This is a genomic window from Sphingomonas sp. CFBP 13720 (genome assembly GCF_014842075.1).
Lineage (GTDB): Bacteria > Pseudomonadota > Alphaproteobacteria > Sphingomonadales > Sphingomonadaceae > Sphingomonas.
In genome coordinates, this window is the sequence record NZ_JACYVA010000008.1 from 1 (window position 1) to 23,878 (window position 23,878).

Genomic DNA, 23,878 nt, shown 5'->3' on the forward strand with positions numbered 1-23,878 from the left:
CAGGAATGCGCCAACTACTTCGCCGCATGCGGATATGATGCAGACTGATCGAAAACCGCTCTAGCCAGCCGGCAAAGGTGCCGGCCGGCGACGATTGGAACGCGTTCTGATTGTCCGGCATGTGGCCGGGTAGCTCGGACGGGCCGGTGTGGTCCGTCCGAATCCGGCAAAAGTCCGGTCCACTGGCGGATGGGGTGCGGCATGCCGGGTCGACGTCGTTCGTACGGGTGCAGCGTTCTGAACGTTCGCGTCGTTCAGGACTAGTACGACCGAGGGAGACCCGGCGACGGGTCGCCTACTGGACCGCCGGATCGGCGGGGAATTGCGTACGGGCCGGGGCGAACAGCGTGCGGGCGACGGTCGCGCCCGGCACGGTCGTCGCGGTGCCGACCCAGCGCCAGTGCCATGGTTCCCACTTCACCTGCTGGCGATTGCCCGCTGGAAACGACATTTCGAACCCGTAACGCGCGGCATTGGCGCGGAGCCAGCGACCGGCGGCGGTTGCGGCGAAGCATGCTTCCGCATGGCAGGCCGGTCGGTCGATTGTCCCGAAATCGATGACATAGCCGGTGGCATGCTCGCTATGCCCCGGCGGTGCGGAGGCCCATGCGCGATCCGCGAAGCCCGCCGACCCATCCGGCCCGATCCCACCGCAGAAGGTCTGTGCCTGCAACGGTTCGGACCGGTGACACGATATCGCCCGCAACTGGCCCGCGACCGCCGGATCGGAGTCGGCGGCGGCGAGCAGGCGCGCGAGATCGGGCAACATCGCCGGATGGACCCGGCAACTGCCACCGGGCGATAGCGTCGGCGGGACCGGCACGAGCGCGCTGGCCGGCGTATCGGGATAGCGGAAATGGTGGAACAGGCGACCATCGGCGGCGGGACGTACCGTGCCCCGCCCGCACAACGCGATCGGCGGTGCGGAAGGCGCCACGCGGATCTCCGGCGGCGCGACAGTTTCGGCGGTAGGAGCCGGGGCAAGGACCGGTGGCGGCGCGACTGGAGTGGCGGCGGGTGCGCAACCGGTCGCGGCCAGCAATGATATCAGGGCCGATCGGCGGAAAAGGGAGTTCGATACGCGCACTGACGTCTCCGTTTCGCAGGATCGTACCGTTCCGGCTCTGGCATGGCGGGCGCAAGGGTGGCAAGGGAGGGAAATGCTCGACGACCTTGTCCTGTTCATCGATGGCGAGGCGATCGTCCTCGACAAGCCCGCCGGCCTTCCGGTCGATCCGCCGCGTGACGGATCGCCCAGCATCGTCGGTCGGGCGGACGAACTCCGCTTCACCTTCCTGCGCGAACCCACGCCGGTCCACCGGCTGGATCGCGATACCAGCGGCTGCCTGTTGCTGGCGCGCAATCCAAAGGCGCATGCCCGGTTCCAGCAGGCGTTCGAACAGGGGCGGGTGACCAAACGCTATCTGGCGGTGCTGGACGCCATTCCCGATGGCGAATCGGGAGAGATCGACCTGCCGCTGGCCAAGGTCAGCAGCATCGAGGACGGATGGCGGATGGTCGGCGATCCGGCGGGCAAGCCGTCGCGCACCAACTGGCGGTTGCTGCGGACGGTCGGCGATCGCGCGCTGGTCGCGCTGTTCCCCGAGACCGGGCGGACGCACCAGATCCGCGTGCATATGGCCGAGGGGCTGGGATGCCCGGTCGCGGGCGATCCGGTCTATGGCCGGGGCGGTGGGGCGATGCTGCTTCACGCCACCGGGTTGATGGTGCCACGCGACAACAAGCCCGCAATCGACGTGACTGCGCCATGGCCCACCAGTTTCGTGGCCGCCGGGTTCGAGGAATAGCGCAAGCGCCGATGCCGCGCATTCCCATCACCCGGTCGATCGCGATCGACAGTGGCGAACTGGTCGAAAGCTTTACGCGGGCGTCGGGCCCGGGGGGCCAGCACGTCAATACGACCGACAGCGCGGTGCTGCTGCGGTTCGACGTCGTCGCATCGCCGGGACTGCCCGACGCGGTCAAGCAGCGGCTGGCGGTGCTGGCAGGATCGCGGCTGACCAAGGACGGCGTGCTGACGTTGCGCGCCGACGGGTCGCGGTCGCAGGAGCTGAACCGGCGCGAGGCGCGCGAGCGGCTGTTCGACCTGATCCGCGAGGCGACGATCGTCCCCAAGAAGCGCCGCCCGACCAAGCCCACCCGCGCATCGCAGACGCGGCGGGTGGATGCGAAGAAGGGCCGGGCGCAGGTCAAGGCCGGGCGCGGCCGGGTGCGCGACGATTGAGCCGAGTCCCCCTCCAATGAAGGGGGACCGTCGCGCATCAATGCATCGGGGCGCTCGCCTCGACCTTTTCGACCCATGCCGGATAGAAGACCGGTTGCCGCAGCGACCAGCCCGACGCGGTCGCGGCAGCCTCGCTCAGCGATTGCAGCAGCTTGCGACGCAGGTCGGGATGCAGATGCGGCAGCGCCGCCGATGCGCAGAACGCGCCGGGCAGCCATGGCCGTGCCTCCGCCCCAACCAGCCGCTCGTACAGGAACCGATACGCGCCGAACGTCGTCAACCGACCCTGTCCCAGATCGAACGCGGTGACCATCAACAGCGGCGTCATGAACGGTTCGATCGCGTCCAGCCCGCTGTCATCGGGAACGCAGGCGCGGATGTCGGGCAGCCGATCATAGACGCGCGCCTGGGCGCGGATGCTGGCGGCTTCGACGACATCGCGCGACCAGCGCTGCATCGCGTCCTGACGGTCCAGCCCGATGTCGAGCGACCGGCGGATATATCGCTGCGTCGCTGCCGAAAACCCGGCGAACTCCTTCATTTCGGCCAGCGTCATCACGCCTTCTGCCGGCTTGCGTGCCCTACCCATCGTCCAAACTCCCCGCCCGTGACCATGCGACCCATGCAACAGGAGATTGCCCGAAACCGGTTGACAGCTTGCTGAACATGCCGTCCGGGCGTTCGTCCACGACACATCCGAACATGGTTCGTGTTGCGTTGCAACACGTTCGACGGCGGTTCGTCGCATTTCACCGATCGCGGGCATGACAATAAGACCGCAGATTCCGTTCATCTGCGGGTCATCGCCGTCGAAACACGCTTCGTCCGATATGGTTCCCGCATGGGTTTCCGTGGCTGCGAATCCCTGCTTGAGGACATTCACGGTCTTTTCGGGGCGTGGGGATTTTATGACGTTCGGTGCGGTTGCAGCGCGTTTCGCGCTGGTGGTTTCGTGCGCCCTTGCGATGGTGGCACCGGCGCAGGCGCGCTTCTGGCAGTGCGCCCCCTATGCCCGCGAGATTTCCGGCGTCGCGATCTTCGGCAACGCCCACACATGGTGGGGTCAGGCCGCCGGCCGCTACGAACGCGGTCACGTTCCCCGCGAGGGCGCGGTCCTGTCGTTCGCCGCTACGTCGCGCATGCGGCTGGGGCACGTCGCCATGGTGTCGAAGGTCGTCAGCGAGCGCGAAGTGCTGCTCACCCACGCCAACTGGTCGCGGCGCGGCGGCGTGGAGCGGGATGTGCGCGCGGTCGACGTATCGGCGGCGGGCGACTGGAGCGAAGTGAAAGTGTGGTTCGGCCCGCTGGGCGGCCTCGGCACGTCGGCCTATCCGGCCAACGGTTTCATCTATTCGGGCCAGCCGCCGCACGACGACGACACGCCCGCGATCGACCAGCCGGTGCAGCTTGCCGATGCCGATGCTGCAACCGTCGGCGGCCATGTGCCGACCCGGCTGGAACGGCCGATCGTCGCGCTGAACGACTGACCGGGTTCAGGCAGGGCGGAAGGTCAGCGCGTCGCCGTTCATGCAATAGCGCTTGCCGGTCGGTTGCGGGCCGTCATCGAACACATGCCCCAGATGTCCGCCGCAGCGGCTGCACAGCGTCTCGACCCGCTCCATCATCAAGCCACGATCGCGCCGCGCGGTCACCGCGTTCGGCAGCGACGCATAGAAGCTCGGCCATCCGGTCCCGCTTTCGAACTTCGTCGACGATGCGAACAGCCGGTTGCCGCATCCGGCGCACCCGAACACGCCTGCGCGTTTTTCCTTGTTCAGCGGGCTGGTATAGGGACGCTCGGTGCCCTGTTCGCGCAGGATATAATATTGCTCGGGCGTCAGCCGCGCCTTCCATTGGGCATCGGTCAGCCGAAACGGAAACACCTGCGCCGCCTCGCTTTCCGACGGGGCGCAGCCGATCAAAGCGGCAAGGGCGGACAGACCCGACAGTTCGAGCAGGCGACGACGGTGTAGCGACATGAAGCGTGTCCTTTCGTCCCGACGATGTGGGGTTCCGGCGGCCGCACGCAACGGCGCGGCGGAGGGTCGGTACGCCGGATACCTTCCTGCCTCGGGAAAGGGTGTTCTGGATCGGCGTCACCGTGCGGATGGTGGCGGGGGGGGGGGGGCGGCGGTCATGCACGGCATCGCGCGTTCCGGCGAAACGGCTTTCGCTACATCCGTCCATTTGCCGCAGCCATGCTGCCCGTTGCAGCGCCACCGTTCGAGACGTTCACTGGCAGCTAAAAATCGCAAGGTGGCAGGCCTGCGCAGCAAACGGATCACCCCCGACCGCGACCAGCGTCGGGTTGCCAGTTCATCGGAACGCCCGCGCGAGCGTCCCGATCTTCGGTCCCGCCCGCGAGGACCGCCGCCGACCGTCCTGCACGGGTTCCGGTGATCGCCCTACCGCCCCAGCAGCACCCGCGCCTGTCCCGCGATCTGCGCCAGCATCGCGGCGCCCGCCACCGGTGCCTGTCGCGCGCGATGAACCACCGCCGCGAACTGCGCCACGCGCGGACGGTTGGCCTCCAGCCACGTCTCGACCGCCGCCTGCGGGTCCTTGCCCGCATTGCGGTTGAGGAAGTCGAAGCGCAGTTGCTGGAAATCGCGTGCCAGGCCGGCGATCAACAGTCGTTCCCACGGATCGCCGGTCTGGATACGCGCCGCCACCGCCTGCGCCCAGTCCAGTCCGAGCGCGAAGCCCAGATGCGTGAACGCCTGCGTCAGCTTCGTCTCGTCCAGCTTCAACCGCCGGCCAAGATCGGCAAGCCCGACCACGCCGTCCAGCTCGAACAGCCGCACGACCTGTCCCGCCAGTTCCTGCGGCGCGCCGGCATCGTGCAGCACGCCGGCGATGCGATCCCGTTGCTGCGACGCTTCGGCCCGCAACAGCGCGCGGGTCTGACGCGACAGCGATTCGACCCCCTTCGCCAGATGCGCGACGGCATCGGCCGGGGCGGTTCCCGCCGGAAAGGCGCGCAACAGATCGGCGATCTGCGACCGCACGCCGACCGCCATCTCGTCGAGCAACGCAATACGTGCGCGTTCCGACACGTCGGCGTCCTCGATCGCGGCATATAGCGCAGCGATGCCGAACAGCCGTTCCGCGGCAACGAACATTCCGACGATGTCCGCCAGCGCCGCGCCTTCCTCCTCGGCCAGTTCATAGACGTGCAGCACGCCCAGCCGGTTGACGATGCGGTTGGCCAGCTTGGTGGCGACGATCTCGCCACGCAGCCGATGGGCGAGGATCGCATCGCGGTGGGTTTCGCGCATCTCGGACGGGAAGGCGGCAAGCAGTTCGTCCGCCAGATCGTCGCTGGTGGCGATCGGCGCGTGTTCGATCGATTCCTGCAACGCCAGCTTCACGCTGGCCAGCAACACGGCCAGTTCGGGTCGGGTCAGGCCGCGCCCGTCCTGTGCCCGGCGGACATAGTCGTCATTGGCAGCCAGCCCCTCGACCACCCGGTCCAGCTTGCCAGCGGCTTCGAGCATTTCGATGACGCGGACATAGCTTGGCACCGCGACCGGGCCATCATTTTCCATCACCGACAGCGCCAGCGTCTGGAGGCGATTGTCCTCCAGCACCAGTTCGGCGACGTCGTCGGTCATGCGTGCCAGCAACGCGTTGCGATCGGGCAGCGCCAGCCGGCCCTCCACGACCTCCCGGTTCAGCGCGATCTTGATGTTGACCTCGTTGTCCGAACAATCGACTCCGGCCGAATTGTCGATGAAGTCGGTGTTGATCCGGCCGCCGGCGACGCTGAACGCGATCCGCGCAGCCTGAGTCACGCCCAAATTGGCGCCTTCGCCGATCGCCTTTGCCCGCAACTGCTGTGCGTCCACGCGGATCCTGTCGTTCGCCGGATCGCCGACGTCCAGATGCCCTTCGTGGCGATCCTTTACGTACGTCCCGATGCCGCCGAACCAGATCAGGTCGACCGGTGCCTTGAGGATCGCAGAGATCAGCGCGGACGGTTCCATCTCCACGTCGGACACGCCCAGCATTGCGCGGACCGGTTCGGACAGCGCGATCGTCTTGGCAGTGCGCGGGAACACGCCGCCCCCCGCCGAGATCAGCGACGGATCGTAATCGGCCCAGCTGGAGCGGGGCAGGGCGAACAGCCGGTCGCGCTCGACCCAGCTCGTCGCGGCATCAGGGGCGGGGTCGAGGAAGATGTGACGGTGATCGAATGCCGCTTTCAGCCGGATCGTCTTCGACAACAGCATGCCGTTACCGAACACGTCGCCCGACATGTCGCCGCATCCGACCACGTCGACCGGCTGCGTCTGAACGTCGGTGCCCAGTTCGAGGAAGTGACGCTGGACCGATATCCACGCACCCTTCGCGGTGATGCCCATCGCCTTGTGATCGTACCCGACGCTGCCACCCGACGCGAACGCATCGCCCAGCCAGAAGCCGCGTTCGAGCGCCAGTGCGTTGGCGACGTCGCTGAACGTCGCGGTGCCCTTGTCCGCCGCCACGACGAAATAGGGGTCTTCGCCGTCGAGGATGGTGACGCCCGCCGGATGCACGACCTTGCCGTCGACGATGTTGTCGGTGATCGACAACAGCGACCGGATGAAGATGCGGTAGCTTTCGGTCCCTTCGGCCAGCCATGCGTCGCGGTTCGACGGGGCGGGCAGTTGCTTGGGATAGAAGCCGCCCTTCGCCCCGGTCGGCACGATGACCGCGTTCTTGACGCGCTGCGCCTTCATCAGCCCGAGGATCTCGGTACGGAAATCGTCGCGCCGGTCGGACCAGCGCAGCCCGCCGCGTGCGACCGGCCCGGCGCGCAGGTGGATACCCTCTACACGCGGCGAATACACGAACACCTCGCGCCACGGCAACGGCTTGGGCAGGCCCGGCACCTTGGCGCTGTCCATCTTGAACGCGATCGCTTCGGCGGCGGCAGGGGAGAAGGCGTTGGTGCGCAACGTGGCGGTGATGACCCCGCGATAGCTGCGCAGGATACGGTCGTCGTCGATCGCGGAAACCGCATCCAACCCGGTTTCGATCGCCGCATCGGCGGCGGCCACGGCCGCATCGCGGTCGGGCCGGTCGAGCGCGTGCGCAGCGGTGAAGCGTTCGATCAGCGCGGTAGCGACGCCCGGCGCGCGGCGCAGCGCATCGACCGCGGTCGACAGGCTGTAGCTGAGGCCCGTCTGGCGCAGATAGCGGAACCATGCGCGCAACAGCACGACCGACGATGGGGCGATTCCCGCCTCCACGGTCAGCCGGTTGAATGCATCGTTCTCGGCCCGGTTTTCCAGCACCGCCTCGATCGCGCGTTCCACGGTCGCGACGTCGAAACGCGGCGGCGTGTCGGATGCGACCATGACCTCGAAATCATGGATGTAATTGTTCTCGTCATCCTCCAGCCGGGTCGGCAGTTCCTCGATCACACGCAGCCCGAAGTTTTCCAAAACCGGCACCGCGTCCGACAATGCCAACGCGCCGCCTCGGCGATATACCTTGATCCGCAGCGTCGCGCCGTCGCCTGGCACGATCCGCACCGATCGCGTCGTTGCATCGGTGAGCCCGGCGACGCGGACGATATCGCGCGCCGCCTCGTCCGGCAGGTTCGAATTGCGGTAGTTGTTGGGAAAGGCGTTGGCGAAGCGCAGCGCCATGCGCGTCGCGCCTTCGGGCACCAGTTCGGCCAGCGCGCTTTCGACCGCCGGGCGCCAGCCGCGCACCATTCGTTCGATCCGCCGGTCGAGATCGGCCGTATCGGGCATCCGCCCGTCCTGCCGCAGGTCGAGCACGTAGCGGATGAGCGCCGCTTCGCCGTCCTCCATCGCCATCGACCAGTTGAGGACGGAGGCGTTGGCGGCCTGTGCCAGCATCTCGCCGATCGCAACGCGACGCTGCGTCGTCACATCGTCGCGGCTAAGCCACACGAACCCGAACAGATGCCGTCCCAGCGCAGAGCGAATGAGCACGAGGCGCGAGCGCGGGCGGTCGGCGACCGACATCGCGGTCAGCGCCAGTTGCTCCAGCGCGTCGGGGTTGAACGCGATGGTAAGGTCGTGCGGTAGCGTCGCGATCGCATGGCCCAGCGCCTTGCCCGCATGACCTTGCGGGTCGAAGCCGAATTTCTCGCGCAACTGCGTCAGGTTACGGCGCAGGACGGGGACATCGGCGGCGCCGGCCTGCAACGCCGCGCTGGTCCACAGCCCGCCATGGATCGACAGGCCGGTCACGCGCCCGCCTTCGCGGATCGGAACGAGGATTAGGTCGATCGGTGCGCGGCGATGCACGGTCGAAATGCAATTCGACTTGAGCAGCAGCACGCCGTCATTGCCCGCATCGAACCATTCGATCGCGCGCAGTCGCGACTGGTCGGCCAGCAACGGCACGTCGAGCCGCGCACGCGACAGCCCCAGCCGGTCGCCGACCACCCCTTCGCGCGACCAGCGTTCATGCGCCAGCTGCGTCAACTTCCCGCCGATGAACCAGTCGAGCAGCGCCGCATCCTCGGCCGTCGCGGCATTGGCGGACAGCGCGGCGGCATCGGCGCGCATTGCCGCCTGCATCGCGCGCCAGTCGGCCACGGCGGCACGGACATGGTCGAGGTTGCGCTCGACTTCCGCCACCACGGCGTGACGGACGCGGGCGTCGGCGCGTTCCATTTCGATATAGATCATCGATTCGCGACGGCCTTCGCCCGCCAGCCCGGTCAGCGTTCCCGCCGGATCGCGCGTGACCGCGATTACCGGATGCAGGATGCGATCGATCGCGATGCCATGGGCGACGATCGTCCCTGCGATCGAATCGACGAGGAACGGCATGTCGTCGTTGACCACCGCGAGGCGCATGCGCCGCTGATCGCCGCGCGTCAGTGTTTCCAGCGCGACGCTGACCGTGCCGGGCGAACGGTGCGCGGCGGCGGCGGCGACGAACGCGGCCGATTCGGCCTGTGCGGCGGCATCGAAGCCTTCGAGTTCGCCGGGCAGGGCGCTGTCGACCAGCAGTGTTTCCAGCGGGCGGGCCAGTTTCGCTTTCGGTGTCATGGGGTGGCTATGCGCCCGGAAAAGAACAGTCTCAACCCTTGTGGCGACTGCGAACAAAATGTCGCGCTGCGGTAATTATCTTACCAGCCGACGTTATCTATCTTCCAGCTCGCAGGCTCGTTCGGCTCTGACCAGCCCGGTCAGGCCACCCACAGACCCCGTAATCAAGGCGGGCAGTCCACCTTCGGACACGCCACTTCGCCGGGCGTGGCTCAGTACGGCTGCGGCTTCGGCATGCGCCTCGCCGAAGACGAGCCGTACGACCGTCGCGATCGGATCGGTCGCGGCGTGGCGCAGCCCGGCATCGGCCAGCATCGCGGCATAGCCATCGGCATCGCGTTCGATCGCCAGTGTCAGATCATAGGCGCTGCCCAGCGCCGCGATGCGCGCGGCATAGGCCGCCTCCTCGGCAACGTCTGCCGCATCGGCGCGTTCGCGTGCGACTTCCAGCCGGTCGGCCAGTGTTTCGCGGTCGGCAGGCGTTTCGCCGATGCCTGCGCTCGGCCCGTCCGCCCACGCGGTGGCGAGCGCCGGGCGAGGCGCTGTGCGACGTGACTCCTCCAGCTGGGCGGTCAGCAGCGACTGGGTATCGTCGTCGACCAGCTCCTTCCAGTTGATGACGCCGTACAGGTAATCGATCGTCTCCCCGGTCGACGAATAGGGCATCAGGATGCCGCGATACATCATCGGAAATCCGCGCGTGCCGACGAATTCGGCTTCGAAGCCGATCGGCGCCTGATTGGCGATGATCTGCAGATAATGGTCGGTCAGCCGCGACAGCAGCGACCTGCCGGGCACCTGCGACACGCGGGTCATCGACGTATCGGCACCGCATTCGCTGCGCAACGCATGCCCCAGAAAGCGGATCGCGGGGTCGTCGATCCCGTCGGTGAAGTCCAGCAGCACGCTGTTCGCGCCGAAATCCGCGATGCTGCCGGGATCGAGATCGGCGATCACCGGACATGATCGCCCGTTCAGCAACGACACCCAGTGGTTGTAGGCCCGAACGTGCATCCGGCGTTCGTCGGTGCCGACGACCATCGTCTCGCCACCGATGCCCTCGTCGCCGCCCCCATGCTCGCCCGGTCCGCGCACCAAGTCCATGTCGAATCCCCGCAGGCGATGTGCCCGATCCAGCCGATTGTGCGCCCGCTGTGGTAAACGATATGTAAATTTCGCCACCGGAGCGCCGCGCCAATTGATTTGCCGCGCGAACGTCCTTGCCAGCGCCTCCGACCACTGTTAAGCGGCGCCCCTCGGACGGCCAGACCGTCCAATGCCGCTTTAGCTCAGTTGGTAGAGCATCGCATTCGTAATGCGGGGGTCACAGGTTCGAGTCCTGTAAGCGGCACCACCTTTCTTATGATACATAACGAAGCTTCGCGGGACGTTGCCTTGCGGATGGGCTTTCGTTTGGGCGCGGAGGTTGGGTTTTGCGTGGGGCGTTTAGGTAGGATTCAGGGCTCGACCGACGTTATACCTATCTCAGGGCAGCGTAAGGCGAGCTTGGGAATGTCTGCTGGTCACCAGTTTAAGGGCAAAGCATCCGATTCCGTTGTAATTGCTTAAGTTGCACGCGTTTGGTTACACCAAACTGATTGACCGCACGGAAGACTCGGCGCAACTTCCGCTGGAGGGGTGAGCATGCGCAAGTCGCAGGTCGTCAAATCGATCTTTTGGGAGCTGCGCGCTGCGGGCGTTGAAGGAACGGCGCGAGACATCCTACGCCTAGCCCATTTTTTGGTTCGTAGTCATTTAGGCGAAATTTCGAAGCCGGACGATTATGGCCGTGTGGTTGAAAGCCGATCGCTTCCGTTGCTACCGGTCGATGTAGTGATGGCTGGAGGCGGCTGGCGGTTGGTCGATTTTGAGAACAGCAGGCTCAGTTATCGGGACTTCGACGCTCCGGAATCCTTCACGACGAGATTAAGAATAGAAAGGCTTACTGGACCGCTATGGCCGTGCTCAACTCCTCAGGATTAAATCTGGCCGCTAAAGAGCACATGATCGGCGGAAATCCGCTTACTCGCCTCGAGGCGATCATACTGTTCGGCGTCTCCAATCTGCCGGAGCTAGTGTACGAAATGAAGCGGGACGGCCATATAATTAAATCCAAGAAGATTGCATTTGCCGCCGCTATGGTCCGGGTTAATAAGCACGCTGTCTTGCAGCCACCATCGAATCTTCCAATTCGTGAGATTATGTTGACGGAATACTGGGTTAGTCGTTGAGACGTCTGTTTTCGCCGCGACAAAAATTCATCATGGCCCTTGTCAGCGGAGGGCGATGTGAAGAATGTGGCGAGCGACTACCTCGAATTTTCCACGGTGATCACCGCATACCATTCTCGCGGGGCGGTAAAACAATCCTTATCAACGGGCAGCCTCTTTGCCCGCCATGCAATCTGAAGAAAGGCGCGACCATGCTGAACCTGAGGCCGTGGCAGCAAGAGGCTCTGACGAAGTCAGTCCGCTGGCTGGTTGAGGACGGGCGCGATCGTCACTTTCTCATCAATGCGGCTCCAGGCGCTGGCAAAACCATTGGCGCATCAGTGATCGCTAAAACGCTCATCGACATGGGCTTGGTTGATCGGGTTGTGGTGATTGCGCCTCGCGTTGAAGTCGTGAACCAATGGACGCGTGATTTCAAAACCGTGACCGGACGGTTCATGGGAAAGATCGCTGGCTCGGAGACACAGATCGAGTACGATGTGGCCGCAACGTGGGCGGCGGTTGAAGGACTGCAAGACGCCTTTCAAGCGGTATGCCGATCCGATCGCACCATGGTTATCTGCGATGAGCATCATCACGCTGCTGTTGAAGCGGCTTGGGGAAACAGCGCTAACTCGGCTTTCGCTGAGGCCAGATATGTTCTGATCTTGACCGGCACACCAATTCGATCCGACAAAAAGAATTCAGTTTGGCTGGCCTACGATGACGAAGGCGCGATCGATCACCCTGAGGAAGGAACTTATACCCTGACTTACGGTGAGGCGGTGGATCTTGGCTACTGCCGTCCCGCCACTTTCCATCGTCACGAAGGCAAATTTAACGTCGATCTGGAAGACGGCCAGCATGTTGTCGTTTCCAGCAAGCAGAAAGCAGAGCTAACACCCGAGCTAAAGCGAATCCCGGGCCTGCAACGCGCGCTGAACTTCTATAAGCTCGCGTGTGCGCCGCAGTACGATGCAGACGGCAAAACTCCTCGCGTCGACGGCTATCAAGGAACGATGGTCGATTGGGGAGCCTCAAAGCTCAACGATCTCCGGTATAGAATGCCTAACGCCGGCGGTTTGGTGATCGCGCCGAACATCATCATGGCAGAATACATGGTCGCGCTCATCGAACGGATCGAGGGAGAAACCCCAACTATCGTTCACAGCAACATGGCGAACCCCGAGCATAAGATTGAAGGCTTCAGGCACACCGAGAAGCGCTGGATAGTTTCCGTTGGAATGATCAGCGAAGGGGTCGACATCCCCCGCCTCCGAGTGCTCATCTACTTGCCATCCGCACTTACTGAGTTGTCATTTCGCCAAGCGATTGGTCGCGTTGTTAGAAACGTGGGCGAGGACGATGACACTCGCGCCTACGTGGTGATGCCGTCGTTCGATATTCTCGAAAACTATGCTCGCAGCGTTGAAGATGAGATGTCCGTAGCCGCTCGCAAAGAAGCCGCGCCACCCAAAGCGAAGGTTTGCCCTGTTTGCACGACTGAGGCTGCGCTCGGCGCGAAAGAGTGTGCCGTCTGCGGCCATGAATTTCCGCAATCCGCGCCTCGCTTCAAACCATGCTCCGCCTGCGACGGACTGAATGTTATGAGTGCGAAAATCTGCCAGCACTGTGGCGCTAGTTTTGCCGCCGAATTTACGCTCACGCTCGATGAGGCGCTTAGAGCTGGCGCTATCGTCCGGGGAATGGACATCGATGAGGACGACGTGCGTGAAGGCGAGGCTATGGCGCATGGCTTCAGGAAGGACGCAATCGCGTCCGGCGATGCAAAGCTAGTTGATATGATCCGCAAGCTGCCCGAAGAGACTTGGGGTAAGCTCAAGAAAATCATGGATAGTAACTAGGTATTTAGTCCCGGCATCTAGTGGATCGGGTTGACGATGAACCGGTCTGGCTCTGACGTCCGGTTTTTGGCGATGTATTCGTAGGGGGTGAGGCCCCTGAGGGTCTTGAGCCGGCGGGCGAAGTTGTAGGCGGCCATGAAGTCGGCGAGGTGCGTTCGGCGCTGGTCGTGGCTCTCATAGTGGAAGCGTTTGACGGTCGCTTCCTTGATGGTCCGGTTCATCCCCTCGACTTGTCCGTTGGTCCACGGATGGTTCGGTTTGGTGAGCCGGTCCTCGATGTCGTTGGCCTCTCGCAGATCATGTCGAAGCGCATCTGACGCGACCAGGCGGTGTTGCGATTGCGCGGCTGCTCGGCGAACTGGATGCCGTTATCGGTCGTCGATCGTATGGCAGCAAACGCCGATTGTGTACTGTCCGCCGAACAGCCAAAGTCATACCGCCTTCCGAGAAAGCCCGAAGGTGGGCTTGGAAAGCCCTCTCATCAGCTCGGTAAACTGATTCAGGAGGCCAGGTCGAATGCACCCATATCCAGTCGACTCCGGCCGTAGAAAACGCGGAAATGACAGTATCTTATATGAGAGCTTACTCTCGGGTCAGTAGCGCAGAAGGCTCGATCCGTAAGCCGTCGGCCAACTGACCTAATGCCTTGACGGTCGGATTCCGCGTCCCCCGCTCGAGATCGCTGATGTAGCTGCGCTTGATGCCCGTACGCAGCGACAGCTCCTCCTGCGATATGTCCGCCAGCTTCCGATAGCGGCGCACGTTCTCACCCAGAAGCTTCACCACATCCATAGACCGATGTGGCCGCCTTCACGCACTCATGTCTGTCCACCAGACGTGTCAATTTTACTTGCCCGGTCATCGCGAACCGGGAACGATCCAGTTCAACAACGAAGGAGAATACCATGTCACCGAAACACCTCGTCTTGGCTGGGCTCTTCGCCCTCGCCGCCTGCACGACCGCCGCCGACGTTTCCAAGCCGCTGGCGGAGGGAAAAGGCAACGACGCCAAGATCAAGGTCGCCGACACCGCGACCCACGGGATCAAACGGCCGCCTATCAATAACGCGCGCGACCGTTATCTGACCGCCGCCGAAGCGCAGCGGCTGCACGCGGCCGTGTCGGAGTCTCGCAACACGCAACTGAAGTACATCGTCGGCCTTCTCTTGTTGACCGGCGCGCGTGTTTCCGAGTTGTTGAACGCGGAATGGCGGCATGTCGATGTAGATCGGCGTTCTTGGCTGATACCTACATCGAAAACGGGCAAGCCTCGTCACGTCCCTTTGTCTCAGGCGGCGATTGACCTAATCAAACAGGTGCCCCGCTTCCCGGACTGTCCGTACCTTCTGCCGAACCCGGACACGTTGAAGCCCTTCACGGAGATCAAGCATGCGTGGCAGCATGCTCGTTATAAAGCAAATCTACCTGACCTAAGAGTTCATGATTTACGCCATAGTTCTGCTTCATTCATGATAAATTCCGGAATTAATCTATTCGTAGTAGGTAAGATACTTGGACATGCTGATCATAAATTAACGATGAGATACAGCCATATTGCTAATGATACTTTGATGGCCGCCGTCGAGGCGGGCTCCACGAAGCAGGGTGTCAACTGGAGCTGACGCCATTTCACCTTTCCCCGTTCTCTGGCTTCGGCCGGGGAGCGGGGTTGGTTTCGTTTCAGGCTATTTTTTGGATGGGCAGGGGGGCGGGGCGTTCTGCGATACGCCGGATCGAGCTACGCTTCGTCTAGGCGGTCTCAGGGTATCCTGGGTGACATCGGGCATGGCCCCCGGGCGGCACAGGAGGCGAAGCTCAGCAGCTTCCTCGGCCCACCGAGAATCTGACCCAGCTTACTGTTTGGATCTTGTGTATGTCGATCAACCTATGCATGGTCTCGCGGAGTGAAGGCGGTGCCTTCGAACAGGATGGTGAATCGTGCGTGCTATCGACCTTTACGCTGGAATTGGCGGCTGGAGTCTTGGGCTGAAGCTTGCCGATGTAGAGGTGGTCAACTCCTACGAGTGGTGGCGGCCAGCGATAGACACGCATAACGCGAACTTTGGAGGGGCCTTGGAGCCTTTGGATATTCGCAAGCTAAGGCTTGAGGATTTGCCCACGGGTATCGATCTAGTGGTCGGTAGCCCTCCCTGCACGGAGTTCTCCTATTCAAACCGGGGTGGCAGCGGCGACCTTTCCGAAGGGCTCAAGGACCTCGTAAAGTTCTTCGAGGTGGTCAATCACCTAAAACCCAAGTTCTGGGCGATGGAGAATGTGCCAAGGGTCGAGCAGGTTATACGCATGGGGATGTCGACGCCGGGGCATGCGCTATACCGCTTCCGTCATCTTGTTCCAAAAATCGATGTCTTCGACTTCTCCGACTATGGCGCGCCTCAGGCTCGCCGTAGGTGCATCGCCACCAACATACCTCTTGCAATCCTCAAGGAATTTGGGGCTCGCGTTGAGCGCCAAACCCTGGGCGGGGTGGTGCGGTCGCTTGGCAGCACAGACAATGTGGTCGATCCGGTCTGGGGGGTGTGCTTGTCTGCTTCCGAGCTGACCGAGATGCAGGCAGAACCGCCGCTGAGAGGCGATGAGCTCCGGATGAATCGCGACGCCAAGGAGCATCACCCGGTCTACAACAATATGGCATTCCCGGACCCGTTGGACCGCCCCGCCCGCACGGTGACGGCTACGTGCACGCGCGTCTCACGCGAGAGCATTGTCATCGCTGACCCCAAGCGTCCGGATGAATTTCGGCGGTTGACCATCCGCGAGCGTGCAGCTTTGCAGGGCTTCCCCATCACCTACCAGTTCTTCGGGAGGTCATTTGGCGAAAAAGCGAAGATGATTGGTAACGCCATTCCGCCGACCTTCACATATCTGGTCGCGCTGGCGGCTAAGGGCGTTACTCCTGATCAGTTTTCAGGCTTCGCTGCCGCTGGTAAGGTGCTACGCATTCCCGAACGCGTCGCTCCAGTGACAGTGCCCGACGGTGAAGGCCGGACCTACCCTGTCAAGCGTGGCTTTCGTGCGGCATTGCCGGGCTTCCGTTTCAAGAGCGGTATGCGCTTCGACCTCTCTAACAGCTTGATGAGCGGCCAGGTGGAGTGGACAGTCCGATTCTTTTTTGGCCCGTCAAAGGACATCCGGCAGATCGAGTTGGACGGCGAGGTTACGAGGGATTTGCGTCGCAGTCCCTGGTTTGCGGAACTGCTTTCCGACTTCCAGCGCGAGTTCGCACGGGCCCAGTCGCTCTTAGCTACCACAAGCCCCGCCAGCTTGCAGGAGGTTTGGACAAAGAGGGGGACGGGTATTGGCCCCTTCGAGGTTACGGACAAGCTGGCTTCACTGGCCGAAGAGTTTCATTCGCGTATCCAGGCGGAACTTGATCCGTCCGACGGCACGCTCCTTGCTAACTATGTCGTGACGGTCGCGAGTGGCAGCGCACCTGCAGGCAAGATCGTCGGCCGGGGAAAGTTGGAGAGGAACGCCTCCCGCGTCATTGCTGGCATTGTCGTTGGGGAATGGTTCAATAGCTTGGCCTGGCATTGCGAGCACAAAGCGGCGGCGTGATTGCCTCAATCGCCATCCTCGGAAGGAATCTCGACGATTGAGTTCGCCATTGGGCCTGTGCCGGAAGCCTCGGTGACAGCATGGGGGTCATTCCCCGAGAATAGAGCGTTCGCGATCCGGTAGCGGTTGTGCTCGGAGGATTTCTTCCGGCCGTCCTTCTTAGTCAGGTTCTTGAGCGGAATCCCGATCTTGCTAAGGTCGACGATTGTCGTGGCATCGTCGGGTTCCACGCCAATGACGAGGATCGGCAAGGTGATCGACAGGTTTGCCGAGGGCAGTTCCCGGACCACCCGCTCGTAGCTCACGATGTTGGAATCGATCCGCCGCGCTAGTGCGCCCATCGGTACTATCGACAAACCGATGTCCACCAGAGACTGGGAATAGGCCGTCTGCAATTTGAAGATATCCGAGTACCAGCGACTCATGTTGCCGAACTGAACCTCCGCCTGGATTTTCATGTTCGGGAACGTCTTGTGGAAGTCAGCCGCCAAGCGTGAGTTCTCGATCGCAGTGGCGAGTGGGTGGTAGTCCCAGCCATGCTCGACGGCGAGCGCGCGGTCGAACCAAGTGTTTAGGCATTGCTGCACCACGTCGAGTTTATCGTTACTCCCGCTTTTGTTGCGGTGAATGAAGACCGGTGCCTGCGTGACGACGCCGATGATCTCTTCCCACGCTGTCCGGTGGCTAGGATGCTCAAGGATTTCCCGTGCATACCTGTAACTGAATACTTCGTATCTGATATTACATCCCCGATTCATGATTCCGACTAGACGGAGGACAGGCCAACTGCAACGACGCTTTAGGACCGACGATGCGTTGTGGGGGTGAGATGCCGAGCCTTTTCGAGGAACTTGAGGGCAAGGGCTTTCAGGTTGAGTTCCGGTCGCACGCTAAAGCGATCCTCTCTGTTGATTTCCCCGATGTCGCTGCAGAGCTGGTCGACGCCCTCTCCTCAACGACTATTCCCATTGAGGAGATTATCGCAGGCGGTGGCGGCGAGTCAAAGGGCACACAACGGCTACGGCGCGCGCTTGCAGCATTAGGCTGGCGGAAGATGACCTTCGTCGTTGAGAAGCGGATAAACGGGGTCCAAAGCGAAGCACAATCCCACGAAGTCGACCATGTCCGGGAATTCGGCCCTTCTCAGCGTATTGCGCTGGAGATCGAATGGAACAACAAGGATCCTTTCTACGACCGCGACCTAGAGAACTACAAACGCCTGCACGCCGATGGGGCGATCTCGGTTGGGTTGATCGTCACCCGCGGGCGGTCGTTGCATGAGAATATGCGCGGACTGGTCCGCCGCTTCCTGGACGATCGTGCGATCGACAACCTCGATGGCCTACGCGAGTGGGGCTACGATCCAACTACCCGACAGCGCAAGGCGATTAACGACCGCATGTCGCGGGCAAGAAACCCGGTCGCGTTCCGGGACGCATTCACGGACAAGTTCGTCTCCGACAAGTTCGGTGAGGCGACAACGCACTGGCGGAAGCTCGAAGATCGCCTTCACCGTGGAGTGGGAAATCCGTGCCCATTAGTACTCATCGGCCTTCCCGACTCCATTGTAACATTCGACGAGGGGAAGACCGCATTGGTTGAGGTCGAAGCTGCGGAGGCCGATGCAGAACGGCTGGCTACCATCGTATAGCGCCACGGTTCAGATTGCGACGATGGTGCTTGCCCTTGGCGCTGTCTCGCTCAATTTCTCGTGCCCGTTAGTCGCCATGGGTAGCCTGCCTTCGTAGAACCTGTCGCTCGCGATCGAACGCTTGCCGTGCCATACCGGGTTATGCTGTCGTTACTCATTCTCGCGCTCCAAACCCCCAAACGGTTGTCGACGGACCTCGACATGCGCCCACCAGCCGCGGGAGAAGTTGGAGCGGCGGAACGGCGCGCGGCGCGGCAGGTGCCAGTGATCGTCAAAGTCTGCCGAAAGGCCGCGCAAACGAGCGATCCCGAGCGGTTCATCAAAGCGTTCGCGGATCGCAACGGACTGTCCAGTTACGGACGGGTTTCACTGTCGACACAGTGCCGAATTTACCAGAAGGGAGTGACTGACGGGGAACCGCGTGCGGGAGGAGTGCCAGCAGCACTCCGAAAGATACAAGACTGAATAACTTGACTGCGCAAATTCAGCGTTTGGGCTGAAATCGGGTACGCCAGGCGCGCAAAAGAGGCCACCTTATATGGAGGAATCGCGAGCCTTCGACCGTCCAACCGAGACGCCTAATCCGGTTGAGGTCAAGCCTGACCATAATTGTAACGCCTTCCTTGAAGCCGGGGGCGGGGCGTGGAAACCTCTTCGTTAGAACTCGGTCGTCGATCTTCGGAGGCCGGGTGGCATGCGCGTATGTCCAGTCGGTTTGGCCGTTTGAGGCGCGGGGTTTTCGGTATCTTATGTGAGAGCTTACTCTTGGATCAGTAACGCAGAAGGCTCGATCCGTAGGCCGTCGGCCAGCTGTCCCAACGCCTTGACGGTCGGATCCCGCGTCCTTCGCTCCAGATCGCTGACGTAGCTGAGTTTGTTCCCTGTCCGCAGCAACAGCTCTTCCTGCGACATGTCCGCCAGCTTCCGTTGGCGCCGCACGTTCGCACTCAGAAGAGGGCGGTGCTCGGCCGGCGAAACAGCAGGTCACGCAGTTCGCCGCTTCACGTTTTCCTGGATCGTGCTCGGATCTTGATCGGGTTCGTTGATTGTTTGGCCCGAGCTTTGCCGGGCGTAGGCGTTTTGCGCACCGGGGTTTTCGGTTTTTTCGCCGACGCCTCAACTGTGCCCGGTCGCTTCGCCCCAGCCGCCGCTAGTTCCCGGCGGACGGTTTTGATCACGGCGCCAATGCCCTCAGCGATATTCACGTATGCGGCATCGTAGCTCGACCAGCGCTCCGGCTCGCGGCCGTCCTCAGGCAGCAGTTTAAAGCCGGCGGCGCGCGTCTGTTTCCAGCCGCAAGGTTTGACGACGACGCCGACCACGCGCAACTGGTTGCGAGCGCGACGATTCATTGCACGCTTGTACTCGATCTTCCAACAGTAGTTACTGTCGAGGTACGCTGGGCTGAACAGCGCTACAAAAATATGAGCGTTCCGAAGCTCACGAGCAATGGCGGGATCGAGTTGCGCTCCGGGTTCGATATTTTTGTCGTACCACACGGTAACATCGTCGCGCTTCCAAGGGGCCAAGTGAGTTTGAAGCTTTTCTTGAGCGGCTGCGTCCCTGTGAGAGTAGGAAACGAAGATGCGTATCTCCGGCGCCTTCACGGGTTTCGCCGGACGTTGTGTCGAAACTATGCGTTTACCTCGCTCGCCGGCCTTCGGAGAAGGGGCGGGGGTCTTCCGGGTACTGACTGCCATTTCATAAGTATAGCACAAGCAGCAGGTTTGCCGATGCGCTGAACCGTCAGTCTAGCAAATCGCCGAGCCGACATCCGAGCGCGACCGCAACACGGTCGGCCACGGTGATCGTTGGGTTTCGAACTACCCGCTCAATGCCGCTGATATAAGTTCGGTCCAGACCGGCTTCGTCGGCCAGCGCTTCCTGCGACCAGCCGCGCTCCTTTCGCAGCCGCTTTATGTTTTCAGCCAGTCGGTGACGCACGTCCATTCGACAGCTTCAGCCGCACTGTGGTCGATCAGACCACGGACTATGAATCTCATTTTTTCTAGCTTTGATCCCGACCGTCGGTAATCTCACCGCCAGCCGGTGTCTCAACCTGCCCAATCACGGGCCTCACCGAGGAGCATTCAATGAAATATGCCATTCTGGCCGGCCTGCTCGGGCTCGCCGCCTGCACGACCGCCGCCGACGTCTCCCAGCCGCTCGCGGAAGGGAAGGGCAACGACGCCAAGATCAAGGTGGCCGACACCGCCGACGGCTTCACGGTCGACGTTCGCTACAGCCGCTATCAGTTCATTCCCGAAAGCGGCGCGCTGCTGATCGCCTGCCGTTCGATCGCCACGGCCCGGGCGTACGAAGAAGCCAAGAGCCGCGGTCGCGAGATCGAACCCATCAACGAACAGACCGTCCGCGTGTCCACCGGCCGCAACGGCTTGGTCGGGCTGACGACCTGCCGCGCCTTCGCCGAAGCACAGTGGAAGCGCTGAACTCACACACACCGGAGAACCAACATGAAGAAGCACATCACAATCGCGCTGGCCGTCCTGCTGTCCGCTTGCGGCGGCGAAACAGGCTCAACGGACAACGGCGCAACCGCGGCACCCGCCGCTGAACAACCTGTCGCGCTCGGTAAAGCCGGTTCGGCGAGTGAAGTGGACTACACCGTCACCGCCGTCACCACGCCCAAGCAGATCGGTCCCGACGGGGTCGGCGGCAAAGCTGCCGCGGGCGAAACCTACGTCGTCGTCGATTACACGATAAAGAACACAGGCGACGCCGCGCTCCCCTTTATGGAACGGCCGGCGTTCACTCTCGTCGACCCGGAAGGCGCCAGTTACGCGTCCGACGACATGGCCGGGGCGATGAGCGCTTCGACCATGACCGATCCGTCCGGCATGATCGCCGAGCTGAACCCGGGAGTGTCGGCCAAAGCGCGTGCGGCGTGGAAGCTTGGCGGTCCGTTCGACAAGGCGACGTGGAAGCTCGTGCTGGCGAGCGATCCGCAGCTCACCTTCGCGCTGAAGTGAAGGTCGCCGCGCTGATCGTGTCGCACCTCGCCGTGGCGGGCGGGGTGTACGCTCTCACCGACACCAGACCCGTCGACACGGAAGTGAAGAACGAAGGGTACTTTCAGGTCGACACGACGAGGGTGCTGGCCGCCACCATCGAAAGCCTGCGCGACGAGAACCGGTTGCTGGTCTTCTCGTACAAAGGCGCCGCGAACGTGAGGGCGGAACGCACCGTCTGGTGGCTGTTCGGGGGCCGGCAGGAACTGAGCGTGCCGGCGGTGGTCAACTACTACGTCAACCTGTCGGACCTGACGCTGGCCGACGTCGCCTTCAACGAGAAGGCCAAGATCGTGACCGTTCGACTGCCCAAGGTCACGCTGGGCGAGATCGCGTTCCAGCCGGAGAGCGCCACCACCACCAACGGCGGCATTCTCACCTACGACGAAGATCAGATCGAAGCGCTGCGCAAGCTCAACTACCGGGCGGCGCGCAAAGCCATGGTGGCGCAGGCCCAGCAACCGGGACTGCTCAACGCCGCGCGCAGACAGGCGAAAACCAACGTCGTCAGTCTGTTCGAAATACCGCTCCGCATCGCGGGGCAACCGGACGTCAGGGTTGTCGCGACCCTCGACTGACGCCGTCACCGACAACCATCCGGCCCTCCGCAGCAATGCGGGGGGCCTTTTTTGATTCCGGGAGAACCACATGCTTTCCATCCGAGACACCCCCGCACTCCATCGTGCGCTGAACACCGCCCTGCCGCCCGACCTCCGCAACCTGCTGATCCGGCGCAGTGAGCAGGTGACGGGGCAGGGCGACTACGACTTCGCCGACCTAGCCCACTTCATCGTGATCGAACCGGACGACACCGTCCCGGCCCTCGAGCGGGAGGCGGGCGTGCCGCTCACGACCGATCCGTGCTTCGAGTTCATAGAGCGCCACCCGGGCGGCTGGTTGGAGGCGGTTATGATCCTGTCCGACGACGGGTTCGGGCTCGCCTTCTTTCTGCCCGACGACGCCCTCGATCCGCAACTCAGGTCACTGTTCGACTGACCGACCCCGTCACCGACCGACAGCACGCGTCCAGGGACCATCCCTCGGGCGCTATTTTTTTTTTTGTCTTCGAAAGGCTTCAACATGCTGCATCTTCACGACCGCGCCACCACCGAGCACGCCCTGACTCTCGACCTCGACCCCACCCTTCGCCGGTTGCTGACCGAGCGCATAGCCGCGCTGGACGAGGACCTGATCGACCAGACCGAGTTCCTCGTCGTCCAGCCGGGCGACACAGAAGAGGACATCGTCCGGCACGTCGGCTTCTCTCCCTTGGTCGAACCCATCGACGGTATCCGTTACGGTCTGCCGGGCTTCCATCCGTTCTGGGACTGGCTGGTGGAGCACGACGGCTGGTTCGAGATGATTGTCACGTTCGGGAGCACGTTCGCGTACGTGTTGCTAGTTCAGAATTCGCGTAACTCGACGAGTGAGGTCGTTAGCATTTGTCGGGAGTACTGCACTCTCGAGCAGTGAAACGATGGCGATTGATTCGAAGGCCTGATCCGCTAACCTACTGGTAATTAAAGGTAGGGAGGCAGTATGCGAAAAGGGACAGTAAAGCCCGGAGAAGAAACGCTTGTGGACGGGATAACAATTAAGAACTGGGACGCGGAATGGCAAATGGTAAAACAGGGTTTTACGAAAATTCAATCTGAACTCGGCCACGAAGTAGGATTATGGGCAGCAAAACGAGGTGATGAATTTGTGTATATTGCAGCTGCCCAGCAAGTAGATAATGGCGGATTAAGGGCTGGGCTTGCACGAGTGCGGAATAGACCTCAAACTAATAACCGAACTGACGCACTCAGAAAGATTAAAGATAGCGTGGACAGTCTCGACGCATGGATTCTTAAAGTAGACAAATCAAGAGTATTTGAGATAATCAATGATTTGAAAGAGGCAATGATCGATCTGCACGATCCAGAATGGAACAAATCACCAGAAATAATTGCTGCTGCGGAAAAAGCAGATTTAAAAAGGCGTTTGTTTTGATAATTATGCTTTTTAAATACAACAGGTGATTTTTAGTACCGTTTTGGGTTCATTACTAATCACTACTATCTGTAAGTTAATTACTGGGTTTTGTAAGGCAGGGCCGTAACTTCAGTGGTTTCTGAACCGGAGGCCGAATCACGGTGTCCGGTTCCAAACGATCATCACGTTCCGCTTGATGTTCGCGTGTGCCTCGCTGATCGCCGACAACGAGCTCCTGCCGAACCAGCTTCGTCGCCAAGGCCGAACTTTTTGCGCCGTGTGACTTGAAACAGCGGGGGCCTGCCCTCA

At 62.1% G+C, this 23,878-nt stretch carries 24 protein-coding genes, 1 tRNA gene and 2 pseudogenes; 16 read left to right on the forward strand and 11 right to left on the reverse strand.

Translation table 11 applies throughout. From position 1 onward, the window contains the following. Nucleotides 1-295: 295 nt before the first annotated feature. Nucleotides 296-937 (reverse strand): M15 family metallopeptidase, encoded by a 642-nt coding sequence (locus IFT55_RS14395; protein ID WP_342029322.1) that lies wholly within the window; start codon nucleotides 935-937, stop codon nucleotides 296-298. A 223-nt stretch (nucleotides 938-1,160) separates the two neighbouring features. Here IFT55_RS14395 and IFT55_RS14400 point away from each other — a divergent pair, with 223 nt between their 5' ends. Both IFT55_RS14400 and arfB read left to right on the forward strand, forming a co-directional pair. Continuing rightward, complete coding sequence (locus IFT55_RS14400; RefSeq protein WP_192093049.1) at nucleotides 1,161-1,808, forward strand: RluA family pseudouridine synthase; 648 nt, start codon at nucleotides 1,161-1,163, stop codon at nucleotides 1,806-1,808. Between the two features lie 11 nt (nucleotides 1,809-1,819). After that, nucleotides 1,820-2,245, forward strand: a complete 426-nt coding sequence (gene arfB / locus IFT55_RS14405) for an alternative ribosome rescue aminoacyl-tRNA hydrolase ArfB (protein ID WP_192093050.1) — start codon at nucleotides 1,820-1,822, stop codon at nucleotides 2,243-2,245. A gap of 37 nt (nucleotides 2,246-2,282) precedes the next feature. On the opposite strand, the gene IFT55_RS14410 is transcribed toward arfB, so the two are convergent. After that, nucleotides 2,283-2,834, reverse strand: coding sequence for a hypothetical protein (locus IFT55_RS14410; protein WP_192093051.1), 552 nt, complete (start codon nucleotides 2,832-2,834; stop codon nucleotides 2,283-2,285). Nucleotides 2,835-3,153: 319 nt separating this feature from the next. Between IFT55_RS14410 and IFT55_RS14415 the strand changes: the two genes are divergently transcribed. Further along, complete coding sequence (locus IFT55_RS14415) at nucleotides 3,154-3,732, forward strand: CHAP domain-containing protein (RefSeq protein ID WP_192093052.1); 579 nt, start codon at nucleotides 3,154-3,156, stop codon at nucleotides 3,730-3,732. Nucleotides 3,733-3,738: 6 nt separating this feature from the next. Here the strand turns inward: IFT55_RS14415 and msrB are convergent, their stop codons facing one another. From msrB to IFT55_RS14430, 3 genes are all read right to left on the reverse strand, one after another. After that, nucleotides 3,739-4,224, reverse strand: coding sequence for a peptide-methionine (R)-S-oxide reductase MsrB (gene msrB, locus IFT55_RS14420; protein ID WP_192093053.1), 486 nt, complete (start codon nucleotides 4,222-4,224; stop codon nucleotides 3,739-3,741). A gap of 426 nt (nucleotides 4,225-4,650) precedes the next feature. Further along, nucleotides 4,651-9,264 (reverse strand): NAD-glutamate dehydrogenase domain-containing protein, encoded by a 4,614-nt coding sequence (locus tag IFT55_RS14425; RefSeq protein WP_192093054.1) that lies wholly within the window; start codon nucleotides 9,262-9,264, stop codon nucleotides 4,651-4,653. Between the two features lie 93 nt (nucleotides 9,265-9,357). Continuing rightward, complete coding sequence (locus IFT55_RS14430) at nucleotides 9,358-10,368, reverse strand: PAS domain-containing protein (protein WP_192093055.1); 1,011 nt, start codon at nucleotides 10,366-10,368, stop codon at nucleotides 9,358-9,360. A gap of 174 nt (nucleotides 10,369-10,542) precedes the next feature. On the opposite strand from IFT55_RS14430, the gene IFT55_RS14435 reads away from it, so the two are divergent. From IFT55_RS14435 to IFT55_RS14445, 4 genes and pseudogenes are all read left to right on the forward strand, one after another. After that, a tRNA-Thr gene (locus tag IFT55_RS14435) sits at nucleotides 10,543-10,618 on the forward strand. 601 nt (nucleotides 10,619-11,219) lie between these two features. Continuing rightward, on the forward strand, nucleotides 11,220-11,495 hold the full coding sequence (locus IFT55_RS14440; RefSeq protein ID WP_192093056.1) for a hypothetical protein: 276 nt from the start codon (nucleotides 11,220-11,222) through the stop codon (nucleotides 11,493-11,495). A gap of 32 nt (nucleotides 11,496-11,527) precedes the next feature. Beyond that, nucleotides 11,528-11,671: pseudogene (locus IFT55_RS17795) on the forward strand (HNH endonuclease); the annotation flags it as partial. A 15-nt stretch (nucleotides 11,672-11,686) separates the two neighbouring features. Further along, nucleotides 11,687-13,339: a DEAD/DEAH box helicase gene (locus IFT55_RS14445; protein ID WP_249403846.1), complete on the forward strand. Its 1,653-nt coding sequence runs from the start codon at nucleotides 11,687-11,689 to the stop codon at nucleotides 13,337-13,339. A gap of 17 nt (nucleotides 13,340-13,356) precedes the next feature. On the opposite strand, the pseudogene IFT55_RS14450 reads toward IFT55_RS14445, so the two are convergent. Next, a pseudogene (locus tag IFT55_RS14450) lies at nucleotides 13,357-13,617 on the reverse strand (integrase core domain-containing protein); the annotation flags it as partial. A gap of 304 nt (nucleotides 13,618-13,921) precedes the next feature. Continuing rightward, a complete protein-coding gene (locus tag IFT55_RS14455; protein WP_192093058.1) occupies nucleotides 13,922-14,131 on the reverse strand; it encodes a helix-turn-helix domain-containing protein in 210 nt (69 codons plus the stop codon). Nucleotides 14,132-14,244: 113 nt separating this feature from the next. On the opposite strand from IFT55_RS14455, the gene IFT55_RS14460 reads away from it, so the two are divergent. Together IFT55_RS14460 and IFT55_RS17720 are read left to right on the forward strand one after the other, a co-directional pair. Further along, a complete protein-coding gene (locus tag IFT55_RS14460; RefSeq protein WP_192093059.1) occupies nucleotides 14,245-14,961 on the forward strand; it encodes a site-specific integrase in 717 nt (238 codons plus the stop codon). A gap of 316 nt (nucleotides 14,962-15,277) precedes the next feature. Beyond that, complete coding sequence (locus IFT55_RS17720; RefSeq protein ID WP_192093060.1) at nucleotides 15,278-16,915, forward strand: DNA cytosine methyltransferase; 1,638 nt, start codon at nucleotides 15,278-15,280, stop codon at nucleotides 16,913-16,915. A gap of 5 nt (nucleotides 16,916-16,920) precedes the next feature. Here the strand turns inward: IFT55_RS17720 and IFT55_RS14470 are convergent, their stop codons facing one another. Further along, nucleotides 16,921-17,673, reverse strand: coding sequence for a BglII/BstYI family type II restriction endonuclease (locus IFT55_RS14470; protein ID WP_192093061.1), 753 nt, complete (start codon nucleotides 17,671-17,673; stop codon nucleotides 16,921-16,923). Nucleotides 17,674-17,744: 71 nt separating this feature from the next. Here IFT55_RS14470 and IFT55_RS14475 point away from each other — a divergent pair, with 71 nt between their 5' ends. Beyond that, nucleotides 17,745-18,566 carry a BglII/BstYI family type II restriction endonuclease gene (locus IFT55_RS14475; RefSeq protein ID WP_192093062.1) on the forward strand — a complete coding sequence of 274 codons (822 nt, stop codon included), beginning with the start codon at nucleotides 17,745-17,747 and terminating at the stop codon, nucleotides 18,564-18,566. 759 nt (nucleotides 18,567-19,325) lie between these two features. On the opposite strand, the gene IFT55_RS14480 is transcribed toward IFT55_RS14475, so the two are convergent. The 3 genes from IFT55_RS14480 to IFT55_RS14490 form a co-directional block, all read right to left on the reverse strand. After that, nucleotides 19,326-19,505 carry a helix-turn-helix domain-containing protein gene (locus IFT55_RS14480; protein WP_342029323.1) on the reverse strand — a complete coding sequence of 60 codons (180 nt, stop codon included), beginning with the start codon at nucleotides 19,503-19,505 and terminating at the stop codon, nucleotides 19,326-19,328. 62 nt (nucleotides 19,506-19,567) lie between these two features. Beyond that, entirely contained in the window at nucleotides 19,568-20,173 is a 606-nt protein-coding gene (locus tag IFT55_RS14485; RefSeq protein ID WP_197976480.1) for a TIR domain-containing protein, read from the reverse strand. A gap of 139 nt (nucleotides 20,174-20,312) precedes the next feature. Further along, nucleotides 20,313-20,516 carry a helix-turn-helix transcriptional regulator gene (locus IFT55_RS14490; protein WP_192093065.1) on the reverse strand — a complete coding sequence of 68 codons (204 nt, stop codon included), beginning with the start codon at nucleotides 20,514-20,516 and terminating at the stop codon, nucleotides 20,313-20,315. A gap of 143 nt (nucleotides 20,517-20,659) precedes the next feature. On the opposite strand from IFT55_RS14490, the gene IFT55_RS14495 reads away from it, so the two are divergent. The 6 genes from IFT55_RS14495 (at nucleotide 20,660) to IFT55_RS14520 (ending at nucleotide 23,587) form a co-directional block, all read left to right on the forward strand. Further along, nucleotides 20,660-21,016, forward strand: coding sequence for a hypothetical protein (locus tag IFT55_RS14495; protein WP_192093066.1), 357 nt, complete (start codon nucleotides 20,660-20,662; stop codon nucleotides 21,014-21,016). Nucleotides 21,017-21,040: 24 nt separating this feature from the next. Further along, nucleotides 21,041-21,556 carry a DUF4352 domain-containing protein gene (locus IFT55_RS14500; protein ID WP_192093067.1) on the forward strand — a complete coding sequence of 172 codons (516 nt, stop codon included), beginning with the start codon at nucleotides 21,041-21,043 and terminating at the stop codon, nucleotides 21,554-21,556. Further along, nucleotides 21,553-22,173, forward strand: a complete 621-nt coding sequence (locus IFT55_RS14505) for a DUF4230 domain-containing protein (RefSeq protein ID WP_192093068.1) — start codon at nucleotides 21,553-21,555, stop codon at nucleotides 22,171-22,173. Before IFT55_RS14500 ends, IFT55_RS14505 begins: the two co-directional genes overlap by 4 nt. Before the next feature lie 70 nt (nucleotides 22,174-22,243). Further along, nucleotides 22,244-22,591: a hypothetical protein gene (locus IFT55_RS14510; RefSeq protein ID WP_192093069.1), complete on the forward strand. Its 348-nt coding sequence runs from the start codon at nucleotides 22,244-22,246 to the stop codon at nucleotides 22,589-22,591. An 84-nt stretch (nucleotides 22,592-22,675) separates the two neighbouring features. Continuing rightward, nucleotides 22,676-23,068, forward strand: a complete 393-nt coding sequence (locus IFT55_RS14515) for a hypothetical protein (RefSeq protein ID WP_192093070.1) — start codon at nucleotides 22,676-22,678, stop codon at nucleotides 23,066-23,068. Nucleotides 23,069-23,134: 66 nt separating this feature from the next. Continuing rightward, on the forward strand, nucleotides 23,135-23,587 hold the full coding sequence (locus IFT55_RS14520; protein WP_192093071.1) for a hypothetical protein: 453 nt from the start codon (nucleotides 23,135-23,137) through the stop codon (nucleotides 23,585-23,587). Nucleotides 23,588-23,878 lie beyond the last annotated feature (291 nt).

Bases quoted from the DNA above. Each gene is read 5' to 3' on its own strand.
- IFT55_RS14495 (WP_192093066.1), top strand. From the start codon at position 20,660: ATGAAATATGCCATTCTGGCCGGCCTGCTCGGGCTCGCCGCCTGCACG.
- IFT55_RS14440 (WP_192093056.1), top strand. From the start codon at position 11,220: ATGGCCGTGCTCAACTCCTCAGGATTAAATCTGGCCGCTAAAGAGCAC.
- IFT55_RS14455 (WP_192093058.1), bottom strand. From the start codon at position 14,131: ATGGATGTGGTGAAGCTTCTGGGTGAGAACGTGCGCCGCTATCGGAAG.
- IFT55_RS14470 (WP_192093061.1), bottom strand. From the start codon at position 17,673: ATGAATCGGGGATGTAATATCAGATACGAAGTATTCAGTTACAGGTAT.
- msrB (WP_192093053.1), bottom strand. From the start codon at position 4,224: ATGTCGCTACACCGTCGTCGCCTGCTCGAACTGTCGGGTCTGTCCGCC.
- IFT55_RS14415 (WP_192093052.1), top strand. From the start codon at position 3,154: ATGACGTTCGGTGCGGTTGCAGCGCGTTTCGCGCTGGTGGTTTCGTGC.
- IFT55_RS14490 (WP_192093065.1), bottom strand. From the start codon at position 20,516: ATGGACGTGCGTCACCGACTGGCTGAAAACATAAAGCGGCTGCGAAAG.
- IFT55_RS14460 (WP_192093059.1), top strand. From the start codon at position 14,245: ATGTCACCGAAACACCTCGTCTTGGCTGGGCTCTTCGCCCTCGCCGCC.
- IFT55_RS14475 (WP_192093062.1), top strand. From the start codon at position 17,745: ATGCCGAGCCTTTTCGAGGAACTTGAGGGCAAGGGCTTTCAGGTTGAG.
- IFT55_RS14515 (WP_192093070.1), top strand. From the start codon at position 22,676: ATGCTGCATCTTCACGACCGCGCCACCACCGAGCACGCCCTGACTCTC.
- arfB (WP_192093050.1), top strand. From the start codon at position 1,820: ATGCCGCGCATTCCCATCACCCGGTCGATCGCGATCGACAGTGGCGAA.
- IFT55_RS14430 (WP_192093055.1), bottom strand. From the start codon at position 10,368: ATGGACTTGGTGCGCGGACCGGGCGAGCATGGGGGCGGCGACGAGGGC.
- IFT55_RS14400 (WP_192093049.1), top strand. From the start codon at position 1,161: ATGCTCGACGACCTTGTCCTGTTCATCGATGGCGAGGCGATCGTCCTC.
- IFT55_RS14410 (WP_192093051.1), bottom strand. From the start codon at position 2,834: ATGGGTAGGGCACGCAAGCCGGCAGAAGGCGTGATGACGCTGGCCGAA.
- IFT55_RS14510 (WP_192093069.1), top strand. From the start codon at position 22,244: ATGCTTTCCATCCGAGACACCCCCGCACTCCATCGTGCGCTGAACACC.
- IFT55_RS14445 (WP_249403846.1), top strand. From the start codon at position 11,687: ATGCTGAACCTGAGGCCGTGGCAGCAAGAGGCTCTGACGAAGTCAGTC.
- IFT55_RS14425 (WP_192093054.1), bottom strand. From the start codon at position 9,264: ATGACACCGAAAGCGAAACTGGCCCGCCCGCTGGAAACACTGCTGGTC.
- IFT55_RS14500 (WP_192093067.1), top strand. From the start codon at position 21,041: ATGAAGAAGCACATCACAATCGCGCTGGCCGTCCTGCTGTCCGCTTGC.
- IFT55_RS14520 (WP_192093071.1), top strand. From the start codon at position 23,135: ATGCGAAAAGGGACAGTAAAGCCCGGAGAAGAAACGCTTGTGGACGGG.